The sequence below is a fragment of the Devosia sp. J2-20 genome, from assembly GCF_055808475.1.
The window spans coordinates 1,050,334-1,065,383 of the sequence record NZ_CM147870.1 but is presented as its reverse complement, the minus strand read 5'-3'; the positions used below and the strand labels follow the sequence as shown (position 1 = coordinate 1,065,383).

15 protein-coding genes and 1 other annotated feature are annotated in these 15,050 nt (G+C 62.3%); of the genes, 11 read left to right on the top strand and 4 right to left on the bottom strand.

The features are described from left to right. The first annotated feature begins 9 nt into the window (after positions 1-9). Positions 10-810, top strand: a complete 801-nt coding sequence (locus tag AC0L37_RS05185) for a hypothetical protein (RefSeq protein ID WP_282221795.1) — start codon at positions 10-12, stop codon at positions 808-810. A 15-nt stretch (positions 811-825) separates the two neighbouring features. Here the strand turns inward: AC0L37_RS05185 and AC0L37_RS05180 are convergent, their stop codons facing one another. Next, positions 826-2,028, bottom strand: a complete 1,203-nt coding sequence (locus tag AC0L37_RS05180) for a pyridoxal phosphate-dependent aminotransferase (protein WP_282221796.1) — start codon at positions 2,026-2,028, stop codon at positions 826-828. Between the two features lie 68 nt (positions 2,029-2,096). Continuing rightward, a complete protein-coding gene (locus AC0L37_RS05175) occupies positions 2,097-2,513 on the bottom strand; it encodes a DUF4864 domain-containing protein (protein WP_269369109.1) in 417 nt (138 codons plus the stop codon). A 148-nt stretch (positions 2,514-2,661) separates the two neighbouring features. Here AC0L37_RS05175 and AC0L37_RS05170 point away from each other — a divergent pair, with 148 nt between their 5' ends. The 3 genes from AC0L37_RS05170 (at position 2,662) to AC0L37_RS05160 (ending at position 4,840) form a co-directional block, all read left to right on the top strand. Further along, on the top strand, positions 2,662-2,961 hold the full coding sequence (locus AC0L37_RS05170; RefSeq protein ID WP_212657359.1) for a hypothetical protein: 300 nt from the start codon (positions 2,662-2,664) through the stop codon (positions 2,959-2,961). A gap of 134 nt (positions 2,962-3,095) precedes the next feature. Beyond that, a complete protein-coding gene (locus AC0L37_RS05165; RefSeq protein WP_212657358.1) occupies positions 3,096-3,524 on the top strand; it encodes a CBS domain-containing protein in 429 nt (142 codons plus the stop codon). Positions 3,525-3,604: 80 nt separating this feature from the next. Then, a complete protein-coding gene (locus AC0L37_RS05160; protein ID WP_282221797.1) occupies positions 3,605-4,840 on the top strand; it encodes a glycosyltransferase in 1,236 nt (411 codons plus the stop codon). A gap of 54 nt (positions 4,841-4,894) precedes the next feature. On the opposite strand, the gene AC0L37_RS05155 is transcribed toward AC0L37_RS05160, so the two are convergent. Further along, positions 4,895-6,379 carry a SulP family inorganic anion transporter gene (locus tag AC0L37_RS05155; protein WP_269369105.1) on the bottom strand — a complete coding sequence of 495 codons (1,485 nt, stop codon included), beginning with the start codon at positions 6,377-6,379 and terminating at the stop codon, positions 4,895-4,897. Positions 6,380-6,451: 72 nt separating this feature from the next. After that, positions 6,452-6,507: a sequence feature (sul1 is cis-regulatory element that is thought to sense ions involved in sulfur or methionine metabolism; They are found in Alphaproteobacteria), on the bottom strand. Positions 6,508-6,960: 453 nt separating this feature from the next. On the opposite strand from AC0L37_RS05155, the gene AC0L37_RS05150 reads away from it, so the two are divergent. From AC0L37_RS05150 to AC0L37_RS05135, 4 genes are all read left to right on the top strand, one after another. Then, positions 6,961-7,980 (top strand): ABC transporter substrate-binding protein, encoded by a 1,020-nt coding sequence (locus AC0L37_RS05150; protein WP_212657355.1) that lies wholly within the window; start codon positions 6,961-6,963, stop codon positions 7,978-7,980. 128 nt (positions 7,981-8,108) lie between these two features. Further along, the gene (locus AC0L37_RS05145) at positions 8,109-8,978 is read left to right on the top strand and encodes an ABC transporter permease (RefSeq protein ID WP_212657354.1); all 870 of its coding nucleotides are present in this window, start codon (positions 8,109-8,111) and stop codon (positions 8,976-8,978) included. After that, on the top strand, positions 8,979-10,043 hold the full coding sequence (locus AC0L37_RS05140) for a quaternary amine ABC transporter ATP-binding protein (RefSeq protein WP_212657353.1): 1,065 nt from the start codon (positions 8,979-8,981) through the stop codon (positions 10,041-10,043). 120 nt (positions 10,044-10,163) lie between these two features. Then, positions 10,164-10,850 carry a class I SAM-dependent methyltransferase gene (locus tag AC0L37_RS05135; protein WP_282221798.1) on the top strand — a complete coding sequence of 229 codons (687 nt, stop codon included), beginning with the start codon at positions 10,164-10,166 and terminating at the stop codon, positions 10,848-10,850. Between the two features lie 3 nt (positions 10,851-10,853). Here AC0L37_RS05135 and AC0L37_RS05130 read toward each other — a convergent pair whose 3' ends face one another. Further along, positions 10,854-11,270, bottom strand: a complete 417-nt coding sequence (locus AC0L37_RS05130) for a MerR family transcriptional regulator (RefSeq protein WP_282221799.1) — start codon at positions 11,268-11,270, stop codon at positions 10,854-10,856. Positions 11,271-11,346: 76 nt separating this feature from the next. Between AC0L37_RS05130 and AC0L37_RS05125 the strand changes: the two genes are divergently transcribed. From AC0L37_RS05125 to AC0L37_RS05115, 3 genes are all read left to right on the top strand, one after another. Beyond that, entirely contained in the window at positions 11,347-11,826 is a 480-nt protein-coding gene (locus tag AC0L37_RS05125; RefSeq protein ID WP_212657350.1) for a DUF992 domain-containing protein, read from the top strand. A gap of 156 nt (positions 11,827-11,982) precedes the next feature. Next, positions 11,983-14,130 (top strand): heavy metal translocating P-type ATPase, encoded by a 2,148-nt coding sequence (locus tag AC0L37_RS05120; protein WP_282221800.1) that lies wholly within the window; start codon positions 11,983-11,985, stop codon positions 14,128-14,130. Positions 14,131-14,257: 127 nt separating this feature from the next. Then, entirely contained in the window at positions 14,258-14,902 is a 645-nt protein-coding gene (locus tag AC0L37_RS05115) for a Spy/CpxP family protein refolding chaperone (RefSeq protein WP_282221801.1), read from the top strand. Positions 14,903-15,050: the final 148 nt, after the last annotated feature.

Below are 15,050 nucleotides of genomic sequence, written 5' to 3'. Positions count from 1 at the left end.
CTGTTCGCCATGGCCAGCGATGACAGCTTCGATGCAGATGCCCAGGCCGCCGCCGGGCTTGAAATGCAGCGCCGCTTCGAAAACGCCATGTCTGGCCCGGCCGGCGTGGCACAGGTCACCGGCAATTTCACCGCGCTGTACAAAGCGGCTGCGCAATATCTCGATAGCCTTGGGTCCGAAGAGAAAGCTGGCGCAGACTGGTTGGCCGGTCGCGCCGCCATTACCGAGGGGCTCAAGCAGCTCCAGAGCGATCCCAAATCCCTGCCCGATACCGACGATCAGGATCCGGTGCAGCTCTATCTGGCGCTGGTCAATACGGGCCAGGCCATGCAGCAGCAGGACATCGCCGATGTCGCCAGCAGCGCGCGGCAGTCACTCGACGCGCTCTATGCCGATGCCATCGCGGCGGGCAAGGCGCCCACCTTCAACAGCAAAACCACAATGGGCAGCTATATCGACATGTCCGGCTTTCCCAGCCGCACACTGTCCGCCATCGCCCTGAACACCGACAGCAAGTTCACCACAGCCGAAACCGACGAGGCTGCCTCCATTCTGCGCGACAAGAGCGGCGCGGCGCTGTTGGCCGGGTTCCAGAATGCCGCCAATTCCAGCGACCCAACCGCCTTCAGCCAGAACATCATCTCGATGTTCTCCTCAATGAGTGTCGAGGAGCGCCAGGCCGCCGGCTGGAGCGATGATTTCTATCAGGCCGCTGTCGCCAGCTACGAATCCACCTCCAAGCTGACCCAGATGTTCGCCGAAGCGGGTGGCTCAGCCACCGGCTTCCTCAGTTTCATGGGCTCCAAATAGGGGCTAGCCGGTTGGTCAGTGGATCCCCGCGCAGAACTGCTGGATGCGTTTGACCGCCTCTTCCAGTTCGGCATTACTCGCGGCATAACTCAGCCGGAAATGCCCCGGCAAGCCAAAGGCGGTGCCATGCACCAGCGCTACGCCAGTCTCTTCGAGCAGGGCCATGACGAAATCCTCGTCCGTGCCCAGCACCGCCCCACCCGCACTGGTCTTGCCCAAAAGGCGCTGACACGAGGGGAAGACATAGAAAGCGCCCGCCGGCGTCAGGCAGTTGAGCCCGGTATTGGCGTTAAGCCCGGCCACCACCAGATCGCGCCGTGCCTGAAACACGTCGCGCCATTCGGCCAGAAAACCCTGGGGTCCGTTCAGGGCCTCCACTGCCGCCCATTGCGAGATCGAACTCGGATTGGTGGTCGACTGGCTCTGCAGCTTGGTCATGGCCGCCAGCAATGGCTTGGGCCCCGTGCAATAGCCGATACGCCAGCCGGTCATGGCGTGTGATTTCGAGACCCCGTTCATGGTCAGTGTGCGCGGCTGCAGCTTGGGCTCCACCTGCGCAATGGTGGCGAAACTGCCGCCATCATAGACCAGCACTTCATAGATATCGTCAGTCAGAATATGCACATGCGGGTGCCGCAACAGCACCGCAGCCAAAGCCTTGAGTTCCGCCGCGCTATAGGCGGCCCCGGTGGGATTGGACGGCGTGTTCAGGATCAGCCATTTCGTCTGGGGCGTGATCGCCGCCTCCAGCGCCTCAGGCGACAGCTTGAACCCAGTCGAGGCATCCGCCACTGCAAACACTGGTTCGGCGCCGCATAGCCGAACGATTTCGGGATAGCTCACCCAATAGGGCACCGGCACCACGACCTCATCGCCCGGATTGAGCGTGGCCAGCATCGCATTGAAGATGATCTGCTTGCCACCCGAGGACACGAAGCAATCCGCTGCGGTCACATCAAGCCCGTTATCACGCCGGAACTTGGCCGCAACCGCTTCCTTGAGTTCAGGGATGCCATCGACATTGGTGTAGCGCGTCTTGCCTGCGTTCATCGCGGCCGTTGCGGCATCGCGCACATGCTGGGGCGTGTCGAAATCCGGCTCCCCGGCCGAGAGCGCGATGATGTCGCGCCCTTCCTGGGCCATGGTACGCGCCTTCTGGCTGATCGCCACCGTTGCCGATGGTGCCACACGTGCCAGTGCGTCGGACAAGAAACCCATTTCTATCGCCTCCCGGAAAACCCGGACGCAGTGATAGGGGCTGTCCGCCGCGGCGGCAAGCCGATGCGCTAGATTCCGATGCCCGGCTGTTTGCGCAGCGCGACACCAAGCACGCGCCAGCCCTCACCGGGCTCATTGCTCAGCTGATAGAGCGCCTCATAAAGCCCCTGATCGGGCCCGACCAGCAGCACCACCTGCGCCACCACTGTCTCGCTGACCCGGGTAAATTTGCCAAAGCTGTGCGAGCGCGACTGCACCACAGGCTGATACCCGCTGAGCACAATGGCGGCATAGAACGCCTCTGGTTGGCCTTCAAACTGCTCCCGAAAACCTTCACCCGCCAGCGCCAATGCGGCCGCACCGTCTTCGGCGCGAAACGCCTCGATCTGCCCGGTTACCGTGCTTTGCCAGGGCACCCGGTCATCTTGCGCCACGCTGGGCATCAGCGATGCCAGCACTAAAACCAAAGCCACTGAGATACGCATTAAAGCCTCCTCTTGTGGGGGTCGACAGCCTGCATTGCCACACTTCTGCCTTCAAATGGTACGCGCCTGACCCCATTCGACACAAACTCGAACCGCATTCACATGGCCTATTAGGCCCACTGCGAAGACAAGGAACGACGTTGATCCCATGCAAAAAGCTACGTCTCCCAAGCTAAAAAGTTTCAGCCTCTACGCCATCGTCTCGGCGGCCATGATTGCCGGCGGTACACTTGCTGCGGTTCTGGCTGGCGTTTCACCGGCAAATGCCGCCTCACTGGCCACCCAGCCCGATACCCAGGTCATGGTTTTCATGATCCCGCTGACCTTGCTTGTCCTTGCCATGCTGTTTGAAGTCGCGCGATTTGCCTTGCGCGGCACCCTCCCGGCCCACGCCCCGGCGCGCAAGCCCGTGCGGCGCTACTGGTCCCCCGGCCACAACGAGGGCTGACCTCCAATTTCTCCCGACCTTGACGACTGGGCCAGCCTCGCGCTGGCCCTTTTCTTTTGTCAGGTGTTTAGACCAAGCGCCTATTGCCCCGCGCCCCGCACAGGTCCAGACTTTGATTACAGGAGGACCGAACGATGCTTGTCGACACTATCCTTCAAACCAAGGGTGCGCAGGTGCATACCCTTTCTGAAACCGGCACCCTGGCCGATGCCGTGGCTCTGCTCAACGCCAACAATATCGGCGCAGTGGTCATCACCGGCACCGCAGGCGCCATTGCCGGCATTCTCTCCGAACGCGATATCGTGCGCCGTCTGGGTGGCAATCCGGCCCACGCCATGGCGCTGCCGATCATGGACTGCATGACGCGCGGTGTGGTGACCTGCACGGCCGCCACGCCGATCGCCGAGGTCATGGAGCGCATGACCCAGCGCCGCATCCGTCATATGCCGGTGATTGAAAACGACCAGTTGATCGGCATCATCTCGATTGGCGACGTTGTCAAACACAAGATCGAAGAGGCCGAGCGCGAGGCGGCCGAGTTGCGCGAGTACATCGCCAGCTAGCCCAGGGCCATTGGCAGCGCGCGACAAGGGCTTATATGTCACCCACCGACAGACAGGCCGGCGGATGTGACGGAGCCAATATGCGTATCACCATCCAGACCTTGGGCAGCCGCGGTGATGTCCAGCCCTATTGCGCCCTGGCGCTGGCGCTGCAGGGGCGTGGCCACCTTGTTCAACTGGTTGCGCCCGACCAGTTTTCCGCCATGGCGGCCGAACTGGGCATTCCCTTTGTTTCGTTGCCCGCCGAATTCCTCGCCCTGATTGATTCCAGGGCCGGCAAGCATGCCTTGGGTGGCAAGGCCATTTCGGGCAGCATCAATCTGCTGCGCCAAGTTGGGCCATTGGTCAGGCAGGTGCTCGAAGTTGAAGGTCAGGCGATTGCCGATTTTGGCCCCGATCTGATTATCCACCATCCCAAATCCATGGCCTCGCCGCACATGGCCGAAAAGCTCGGCGTGCCCTGCGTACTGGCCTGCCCCCTGCCCGGTTTCACGCCCACAGCCGCCTGGCCCAGCCCGCTCATTCCGGTGGCCAATCTGGGGCCGCTCAACTGGGCCAGCCACCTGCTGGCCACCAAAAGTGCCAATGTGCTGTTCGGCAAGCTGCAGCGCCAATGGCGACAGGACGTTCTGGGCCTGCCCGCCAAGACCGAGCACAAAGGGCCCGATGCCACCCTTTATGCCTATAGCCCCAGCGTGGTGCCCAAGCCTGCCGATTGGGGCGATGACGTGCTGGTTTCGGGCTACTGGTTTCTCGATACGCCCGACTGGGTTATGCCCGATGCCCTGCAGCGTTTCCTCGCTGCTGGCGACGCGCCCGTCTATGTCGGCTTTGGCAGCATGCCCGGCATCGATCCCGAACGCTTTACCAAGGCGATAATCGACGGTCTGGCCCGCGCCGGCAAGCGAGGTCTGCTCGCCACCGGTGGCGGCGCGCTCAGCGCCTCAATGGCACCCGACCACATCCACATTCTCGATGCCGCCCCGCATGACCGGCTCTTTGCCCATGTCAGCGCCACCATGCACCACGGCGGCGCAGGCACCACGGCAGCGGCCCTGCGCGCCGGAAAGCCCACCACCATCTGCCCCTTTTTCGGCGATCAACCCTTCTGGGCCCGCCGCCTCCACAATCTCGGCGTCAGCCCGCCACCCCTCGACCGCAAACGCCTGACCGCCGAACATGTCGCATCGGCTCTTCAGGCCATGGACGCACCAGCCATGCGCCACAATGCGGCAGCCCTCGGCGCCCGCATCCGCGCCGAAACCGGCATGGCCAACGCTATCGCGCGGCTCGAAACGCTGGCATCCGCCAAATAAAACGGGCCCCGCCAGAGCGGGACCCGAAAACGGCGCGACAGGTGAGATGCGGGCCTAGTGGCCCAGCACCTTTTCCATGGCGTTTGGCTCATCATGCTGGGCCAGATTGTCCATGATCGTGGCGCTGGCATCGTTCATGCCGACCAGTTCCACTTCCACGCCTTCGCGGCGGAACTTGAGCACGGCGGTATCGACGGCATTGACGCCTGTCAGATCCCAGATATGGGCCTTGGTGACGTCGATCCGCACGCGGTCCAGATCTTCCTTGAAGTCCATCGCGTCGAGGAAATCCTCGGCCGAGGCGAAGAACACCTGGCCTTCGATCACATAGTCACGCTCGCGACCATCAGCGGTCAGCTCCGACGACACGCGGAAGATCTGCGAGACCTTCCAGGCAAAGAAGATGCCCGAGAGCAGCACGCCTACGCCAACGCCCAGCGCCAGATTATGGGTGCCCACGACGGTCACCACCGTGGCCACCATCACCAGGCTCGAACGCCGGGGATGCTTGCGCATATCGTTCAGCGAGGTCCAGCTGAACGTACCGATCGACACCATGATCATGATTGCCACCAGCGCCGGCATCGGAATGATCCCGACCCAGTCGCCCAGCACCATGAGCAGGAACAGCAGGAACGCACCGGCCGTGAAGGTCGACAACCGACCGCGGCCGCCTGAACGCACATTGATCACCGACTGGCCGATCATGGCGCAACCGGCCATGCCGCCAAGGAAGCCGGTGAAGAAGTTGGCAATGCCCTGACCAACCGACTCGCGGTTCTTGTCGCTCTTGGTGTCGGTCATCTGATCAACGATCGAAGCGGTCAGCAGGCTTTCCAGCAGACCCACGGCGGCGACGCCGATCGAATAGGGCAGGATGATCATCAGCGTGTCGAGATTATACGGCACATCGGGGATCAGGAAGGTCGGCAGCGTCGAGGGTAGTTCACCCAGATCACCCACCGAGCGCACATCGATCTTGAGCAGCACTGCCAGAATGGTCAGCACGATGATGCACACCAGTGGCGAGGGGATGGTCTTGTTGATGCGCGGGAACAGATAGATGATCGCCAGACCCAGCGCGATCATCGCATAGGTCTCCCATGGCATCCCCACGATCTCGGGCAATTGCGCCATGAAAATCAGGATCGCCAGCGCGTTCACGAAGCCGGTCAGCACCGAGCGCGATACGAAGCGCATGATGTAGCCAACCCGCGCATAGCCGGCCAGCACCTGGATGACGCCAGCCAGAATGGTGGCGGCCAGCAGGTATTGCAGACCGTGGTCACGCACCAGGCTGACCATCAGCACGGCAGTGGCGGCAGTAGCCGCCGAGATCATGGCAGGACGACCACCGGTGATCGAAATGATCATGGCAATCGAGAACGAGGCATACAGCCCCACCTTGGGGTCGACGCCGGCAATAAGAGAAAAGCCGATGGCTTCGGGGATCAGTGCCAGGGCAACGACGATGCCGGCCAGCACATCACCGCGGATGTTGGAGAGCCAGTCACGGCGAAACGATTCGATAAATGTCATATATACGGTCCAGACGTCTCTATACGGCAAAGCCCTGTTGCGGGCTCGCTGTCGGGGTGAGCGTAGTTACTGGTATGTCCGGCGGATTGGCGGCCGGAAGAGCCACCCGGAGTTGCACCGGGTCCAAATTGACTGCGGGCTTTTTGCACAGTCTCGCGCCGACTCGCAAGTCCGTGGCAACAATGTGGCAGCCTTTGCGGGCATGTGATGCATCGGCAACACGCTTCACCGCCTCTTGGAGCGCCAAGAGGCCCGCCAGTCACCTGCCAAGTCACCTGCCAAGTCTAGCCCGTCGCAGATCGCGCAGCACAAACCTGCCGCAATCATCCGGGATTCCGGCGAATTTCACACCTTGCGGCAGTTTTGAGAATTCTTTTTCTTCCGCGCAATCCCCGTTCAGACCAAATACATCAGCAAGCACGACAAAATCACACCAACACAGACGTAAGACAGTGCAAATCAACAGACTGATTGCCAAATTTTCTTGGATATTACAGCAGCATACAAAGTAACTGCGAATTTGACACCCATCTACTGGGTCGTTATCGTTGGGCAACGCCTATAACATGGAGAATATCCACATGATGCTGAAAACCGGTGGCGCTGCCGCCGCGATTGCTGTTGCCCTCATGGCTGCCGCTTCTTCGCCTGCTTTTGCTCAGGATGCTGTCGCTTGCGACACGGATCGCACGATCGATATCGCCGAGATGACCTGGCCGTCCGCGGCTGCCTTGGCCCACATTCACGCCACCATTCTCGAAGAAGGCTTCGGCTGTAACGTCGAGATCGTCACTGGCGATACCGTCCCAACCTCTTCTTCCATGATGACTCGCGGCACCCCGGCTGTTGCGCCGGAGCTGTGGACCAGCGCCATGGAAGAGCCTTGGAACAAGGGCAAGGAAGACGGCGTCGTCGTTGAACTGTCCCTGGCCATCACCGACGGCACTGTCGAAGGCTGGTTCATCCCCGGCTACACGCAGGAAGCTCACCCCGAGCTCGTGACCGTGCAGGACGTGGTTGATCACCCGGAGATTTTCCAGGATCCAGAAGAGCCCAGCAAGGGCCGCCTCTATTCCTGCCCTCCAGGCTGGGCTTGCGAGATCTCGACCTCGGCCCTGTTTGAAGCCTACGAGATGGAAGACACCTGGAACCTGTTCTCGCCCGGTTCGGGCGGCGCACTGGATGCCTCGATCGCCCGTGCTTTCACGCGCGAAGAACCCATCCTGTTCTACTACTGGGGTCCAACATCGATCCTGGGCAAGTATGACGCTGTGATGCTCGACATGGGTCCTGCCGACAAGGACATCTATGCCTGCAACACCGACGCGGATTGCGACAAGCCAGCTGGCAAGACCGCTTATCCATCGTCGCCTGCCGTCATCGGCGCTGCCGCCTGGCTGCCTGAAGAAGCACCGGCCATTGCCGAGTACTTCTCCAAGACCGGCCTGACCAACGCCGAAATCAGCGAGCTGCTGGTGTATGGTGATGAGAACCAGGCTGACGCCGAGGCAACTGCCGAAAACTTCCTGCGTACCAAGCAGGACGTGTGGACCAAGTGGGTTCCGGCTGAAGTCGCCGAGAAGGTCAACGCAAGCCTCTAGTAGGTTTCGCTAAGATCACGTAATTTGACGGCTGGGTTACGACCCGGCCGTTTTCCGCGTGATGCCCGAACGCGTCCATTACGCCTTCCGGCATCCCGCGCCGTTCCTCCACACGAGAGAGAAAAGCCGTGTTCCCAGAAATCGTAAATACCAAGCCGCTCCGCCGCTCGATTGACGACGCCCTGAACTGGGTCGTGCGCAATTGGGGCGATGAATTCGAGGCCGCGGCCTACCCGCTGCTGATGTTGCTCAAGTCCATTGAAAACCTGCTGCTGGCCACTCCATGGTGGCTGATCACGGTGATTCTGGTGGGTATCGCCTGGCTCGCCACGCGCCGCTGGCAGCTGCCAACCGTGGTCTTCTTCGCCCTGATGTTCCTGGGCGTCATGGAGCTTTGGGAAGATGCCATGGCCACCATGGCCCTGATGATCGCGGCCACGCTGACCGCCATCGTCATCGCCATCCCCGTGGGTGTCTGGATGTCCCGCTCGCTCAACGTGCGCAAATCCATCACGCCGCTGCTCGATCTGATGCAGACGCTGCCCAGCTTCGTCTATCTCATCCCGACGGTGATGATCTTTGGCCCCGGCAAGATCCCGGCGCTGATCGCCACCATCGTCTATGCCTCCCCGCCTCTGGTGCGCCTGACCGATCTGGGCCTGCGCTCGGTTGATCCGGCCGTCATGGAAGCCAGCCGCGCCTTTGGTACCAATCCAAGCCAGCGTCTGTTCGGCGTGCAGATCCCGCTCGCCTTGCCCACCATTCTGGCCGGCGTGAACCAGACCACGATGATGGCACTGTCCATGGTGGTGATCGCCTCCATGATTGGTGCCGGTGGCCTTGGCTATCAGGTGCTACAGGGCATTGGTCGTCTTGAAGTCAGCCGCGGCCTGTTCGCTGGTCTGGGCATTGTGGCTCTGGCCATCATCTTTGACCGTGTCACTCAGGCATTCGGCAAACAATTGCAGGCCCGTATCGGCCTGGCGGAGGCGCGCTAGATGTCTGAAGCAACCAACACACCCGAACTCGCTATCGCCATGCGCGGCGTCACCAAGATCTTTGGTGACGATCCCCAAACGGCGCTCGCCCTGCTGCAGTCCGGCAAATCCAAGTCCGAAGTGCAGGCCGAGACCAACCACGTTGTCGGTCTCGACAATGTCTCGCTCGACGTCGCCAAGGGCCAGATCTTCGTGGTCATGGGCCTGTCGGGTTCCGGCAAGTCGACCCTTATCCGCCACGTCAACCGGCTGATCGACCCCACGGCGGGCGAGATCATCGTCAATGGCGTCGACGTGATGAAGATGAATCTGGACGAGCTGCGCACTTTCCGCCGCACCCAGATTGCCATGGTGTTCCAGAAGTTCGGCCTGCTGCCGCACCGCTCGGTCATCGACAATGTCGCCTATGGCCTTGAGGTCCGCGGCGTCGGCAAGGAAGAACGTCTCGCCACGGCTTCCAAGTGGATCGAAACCGTTGGTCTGGCCGGCTATGAGCAGAGCCAGCCGCGCCAGCTCTCGGGTGGCCAGCAGCAGCGTGTCGGCCTGGCCCGTGCGCTCGCCATGGATACCGACATCATCCTGATGGACGAGGCTTTCTCGGCGCTTGATCCGCTCATTCGTTCGGGCATGCAGGATCAGCTCATCGAACTGCAGAAATCACTGGGCAAGACCATCCTGTTCATCACCCACGATTTCGACGAGGCCCTCAAGATCGGTGATCGTATCGCCGTTCTCAAGGACGGCGCCCTGCAGCAGGAAGGCAAGCCCGAAGACATCGTGCTGCGTCCCGCCAATGAGCACATCGAAGAGTTCGTGCGCGAAGTGAACAAGGCGCGCGCCATCCATGTGCGCTCGATCATGACCAAGGGCCCCGGCGAGCCTTGCGACGTGCTGGTTCCCCGCGACGCCCGTTGCGAGGACGTGCTCCCGCTGTTCGCCGAACATGAATGGGTCGGCGTTCAGGACGAGAACGGCGTGCAGATCGGCTCAATCACCGCCAAGCAGGTTATCCGCGCCCTGGCGCGTCACACCCCTGCCCCGGTCGGCGAAGTCGCGGCCCAGTAGCGCCTTTCGACATCCAGAAGTTTTTCAGGCGGCGCTTTCGAGCGCTGCCTTTTTTCGTGCGTGGCCGCATCGCCACGCTGGCCTTGACAGGCACACACAATATGTAACAAATAAAGTTACATGAAACCCGAAATCCTCCATAACGCCACCACAGCCTTTGGTGCAACACACGCGCGAACCTATGTCGAAGGCCCGCCGCGACAGGTGCCGGGCTTTGACGGGCTGCACCGCATGACGTCCATGCTGCTGGCCGAGCGCGTTCCTGCCAAGGGGCGTGTGCTCGTCCTGGGCGCCGGCGGCGGCCTGGAGCTCAAGGCCCTGGGCAATGATCACGCCGGCTGGACTTTTGACGGCGTTGATCCTTCGGCCGATATGGTGCGGCTGGCGGAGCAGATCACCCAACCGCATGCCGCCCGCATCCAGCTGCACAAGGGCTATATCGACACAGCGCCGCCCGGCCCCTTCGACGGCGCGGTATGCCTGCTCACCCTGCACTTTGTGCCGCGCGATCAGCGCCTCGCCACACTGCAGGCGATGCGCAGCCGGTTGGTGCCGGGCGCGCCCCTGATTGTCGCCCATATCAGCTTTGCCCAGACCGAGCCGGCGCGCTCGCAATGGATCGCCCGACACCTGGCCTTTGGCGGCAAGGCGCCGGCCAATCTGGAAGACGCCAAACAGACCTTCGCCACCAAGCTTTCCATCCTCTCGCCTGAGGACGATGAGGCCATGCTGCGTCAGGCCGGCTTTTCCGATGTCACCCTGTTCTATGTCGGGCTGAGCTTTCGCGGCTGGGTCGCCTACGCCTGAGCCTTAATGGTCGGTCAGACACTGGCTGTGATCGGCCAGCGCTTCGATGATCCGGCAATCGCATACCCGGCCATGCCCGCACTCATCGATCATCCGGCTCAGCTCGGTCTTGAGCTTGGTCAGGCTGACAATGCGGCGATCGATTTCTGCCAGATGGTTATTGGCGATGCTGTCGACCTGATGGCACGACGATTGCGGTTGCGCGGCCATGCTGAGCAGTTCGCGTATGTCCTCGATCTCAAAACCCAGTTCACGCGAATGTCGGATAAACCGCAGCCGCTCCACCTCTGCCTGCCCATAGAGCCGCCGATTGCCTTCGCTGCGCGGTGCTTCGGGCAGCAGTCCGATCTGCTCGTAATAGCGAATTGTGGGCACCTTCACAGCGGTCTGTCGCGAAAGCTCGCCAATGGGAAATGCCATGTCGCTACTCCTGTCATGCGGCCAATGGGGAACCTGTGCGCCGCCCACCGAGTTGGGTTCACCAAGGAGTACCCACATGAAACTGATTACTGCAACAGCACTCGCCGCCACGGCCCTGTTCTCGACAGCCGCCCACGCTCAGGAAAAGGTCGAGATCGGCCGTCTTGAATGCACCGTCGAAGGTGGCATTGGCCTGATCATCGGCTCCTCAAAGGATGCCGTCTGCAGCTTCTATGATTCCGAAGCCGCCGAACCGGTCGATGTTTATTACGGCAAGGTCAACAAGGTCGGCCTCGACGTCGGCTTTACCGAGGAATCGGTCATCCAGTGGCTGGTACTGGCGCCGAGCACCGACGCCTATTCATCCGGCTCGCTGGCGGGCCAGTATGTCGGCGCCAGCGCCGAGGTGTCGCTCGGGCTGGGCGCCGGTGCCAATGTGCTGGTTGGCGGCTCCAACGATGGCTTCATGCTGCAGCCCCTCAGCGTACAGGGCCAGACCGGCATCAATGTTGCTGTAGGCATTACCGGTTTCCAGCTGCGCACGCCGACCGAATAGCCTCCCGCATTGCCGCTGCAACCAATCCCAGCGCGCCGCTCCTCAAGGGGCGGCGCGCTCTTGCATTCAGACGCCAAATACCTGTTCTTTTGGCCTTGCTCCTCTAGTGGCTATAGAAGCTAGCTTGTCCCTATCAACAGACTGAAAGGACACGACATGACACAGGCAACCAGAACCAGATACCGCGTGGGCGGTATGGATTGCGGCGCCTGTGCCACCAAGATCGAAAACGCCGTCAGTCGCGTCCCCGGCGTTTCCGAAGTCGGCGCCAGCTATACCGCTGGCACGCTCAACGTCACCCATGACGACGTTCCCTTTGCCGCCATCCAGCGGGCCATCAAGCCGCTTGGCTATTCCCTGGCGCCCGATGGCGCGACCGCCGCCAGCGATGCATCTGGTCACGACCACCCCCGCGGCCATGACCATTTCGAGCTCGGCGACGGCCCATGGTGGAAGACCCCCAAGGCCATTCTGGCCCTGACCTGCGGCATTGCCATGCTCGCCGCCTGGCTGGTGGGCATGGTCGTTCCCGATATTGGGCACGAGGCATTTCTGCTCGCACTGCTGGTCGGCCTGATCCCGGTCGGTCGCCGCGCCATTGCCGGCGCCATGACCGGCAGTCCCTTCTCCATCGAAACACTGATGACCATCGCCGCCATCGGGGCGGTGATTATCGGCGCCACCGAAGAAGCCGCCATGGTGGTACTGCTCTTCCTGATTGGCGAAGTGCTCGAAGGCGTCGCCGCCAGCCGCGCCCGCGCCTCGATCAAGGGACTGGCTGATCTGGTCCCCAAGACGGCCCTGCTGGTGGATGGCGACAGCACCACCGAAGTGGCCGCCGCCAGTCTGGCGCTCAACGCCATCATCATGGTCCGCCCCGGCGATCGCATCCCCGCCGACGGCACCATCACCCAGGGCCAGAGCGCCATCGATGAGGCCCCCGTCACGGGCGAGAGCGTCCCCAAAACCAAGCAGCCCGGCGACGCGGTATTTGCCGGCACCATCAATACCGATGCCGTTCTGCACATCCGCGTCACCGCCACGGCCAGCGACAATACCATTGCCCGCGTTGTCCAGCTGGTCGAGGAGGCCCAGGAGTCCAAAGCCCCCACCGCCCGCTTCATCGACGACTTCTCGCGCTATTACACCCCCGGCGTACTGGTCGTTGGCGCACTGGTCGCCACCCTCCCGCCATTGGTGCTGGGACAGTCCTGGAGCGAATGGGTCTATAAGGGTCTGGCCATCCTGCTTATCGGCTGCCCCTGCGCGCTGGTAATCTCGACCCCGGCAGCCATCGCCGCCGCGCTGTCGGCCGGTGCCCGCCGTGGCCTGCTGCTCAAGGGCGGCGCCGTGCTCGAACGCCTGCACACCATCACCACCGTTGCCCTCGACAAGACGGGCACCCTGACCCAGGGCAAACCCCAGGTCACCGATATCCACCCCGTCGCCCGCCCACTGCCCAAAATCCTCTCGCTCGCCGCGGCGCTCGAAACCGGCTCCAACCATCCGTTGGCGCTGGCCATCCTTGCGCGCGCCAAGGCTGACGGCGTTCCCGTGCCCCCCAGTGCTGCTGCCCACGCCATTCCCGGCAAGGGGCTATCCGCCCGTGTTGGCGGCGAGGAAATTTTCCTCGGTTCAGCCGTCGCGGCGGCCCAGCGCGTCGCTTTCACGCCCGAACTGGACACGCTGATCAACCGCTATACCGACGCCGGGAAAACCGTCTCCGTCCTGCTGGCCGGTAATGAAATCGCTGGCGTCATCGCCATGCGCGACGAGCCACGCGCAGATGCCAGGACGGGCTTGGACGCCCTCAAACAGATCAATGTTGACGTCATCATGTTGACCGGCGACAACGCCCGTACTGCCGCGGCCATCGGTGCTGATCTGGGCATCACTGTACGCGCCGATCTGATGCCGCAGGACAAGCAGACCATCGTCCGTGACCTTCAGGCCAGCGGTCAGATCGTCGCCAAGATTGGCGATGGCATCAACGATGCTCCGGCTCTGGCGGCTGCCGATATCGGCATTGCCATGGGCGGCGGCACCGACGTTGCGCTGGAAACCGCTGACGCCGCCATCCTGCATGGCCGGGTCACCGACATTGCCGACATGATCGGCCTGTCGCGCGCCACCATGACCAATATCTGGCAGAACATTTCGGTGGCGCTGGGGCTCAAGGTGGTCTTCCTCATCACCACAATTGCCGGCATTACCGGTCTGTGGCCCGCCATCCTGGCCGATACCGGCGCCACTGTCCTTGTGACCCTCAACGCCATGCGCCTGCTCGGCTGGCGCCCCCGCTGATCAATGCGGCCACCTTACCAAGGTGACCAACTGTTCATATGGCCGCAATCTACCGAAGAGGTGACAGAAGCTAGGTTCCTTTCACACCGGACAACGTTCCGGGTCCCATGCAAAGGAAAACCTCATTATGAAGAATCTCCAGACCACTGCCATCGTTGCCCTGATGACTGCCGCTGTTGGCCTCTCGGCCATCGCACCATCCTTCGCCCAGACTGCTGCTGCACCAGCAGCCCCTGCTGCGACCGAGCAGGCTCAGGGCAAGGGCGACATGGCCCAGTTGCGCCAGCGTGATGGTCAGCGCCAGGGTGGCCAGCGCGGTCCCGGCGGCATGATTGGCTTTGAGCACGGTGCCGAAGGCGTCGAGATCGCCCTGGTCCGTCTCAGCCACGCAATCGACATGACCCCCGAGCAGCAGGCGCTGTTTGATACCTTCAAGACCGAAGCGCTCGCTGCAGCTGCCAGCTTCTCGACAGCCGTCGAGGGCCTGCGCCCCGCAGCCCCTGCCACTGGCGAAACTGCCGAGCGTCCCGACATGTCCGAAATGATGCAGAACCGCATAGCCGCCCAGTCGGCTCAGCTGGCAGCGCTTGAATCTGTCCAGCCTTCCATGACCGCCTTCTTCGACAGCCTCACCGATGAGCAGAAGGCCGAACTGGCCCCACAGCGCGGCGAGCGTGGTGGCATGGGTAAAGGCCAGATGGGCAAGGGCGGCCAGCACGAACAGGGTCAGCGCCACGGCGGCGGTGATCGCGGCCAGCGCAACGGCGGCTAAGCCAAATCGGCTGCGCCCCACTTCGGGCGGGTGCAGCCGGCCTCGCGATGTCCAGCTGCCATGCAATCGGACACCGCACCTTTCCACCCTCGCGCCCCGAGCGGTGGACGAACCCCGGCTCTCAACAGCCGGGGTTTGCTTTTGTCAA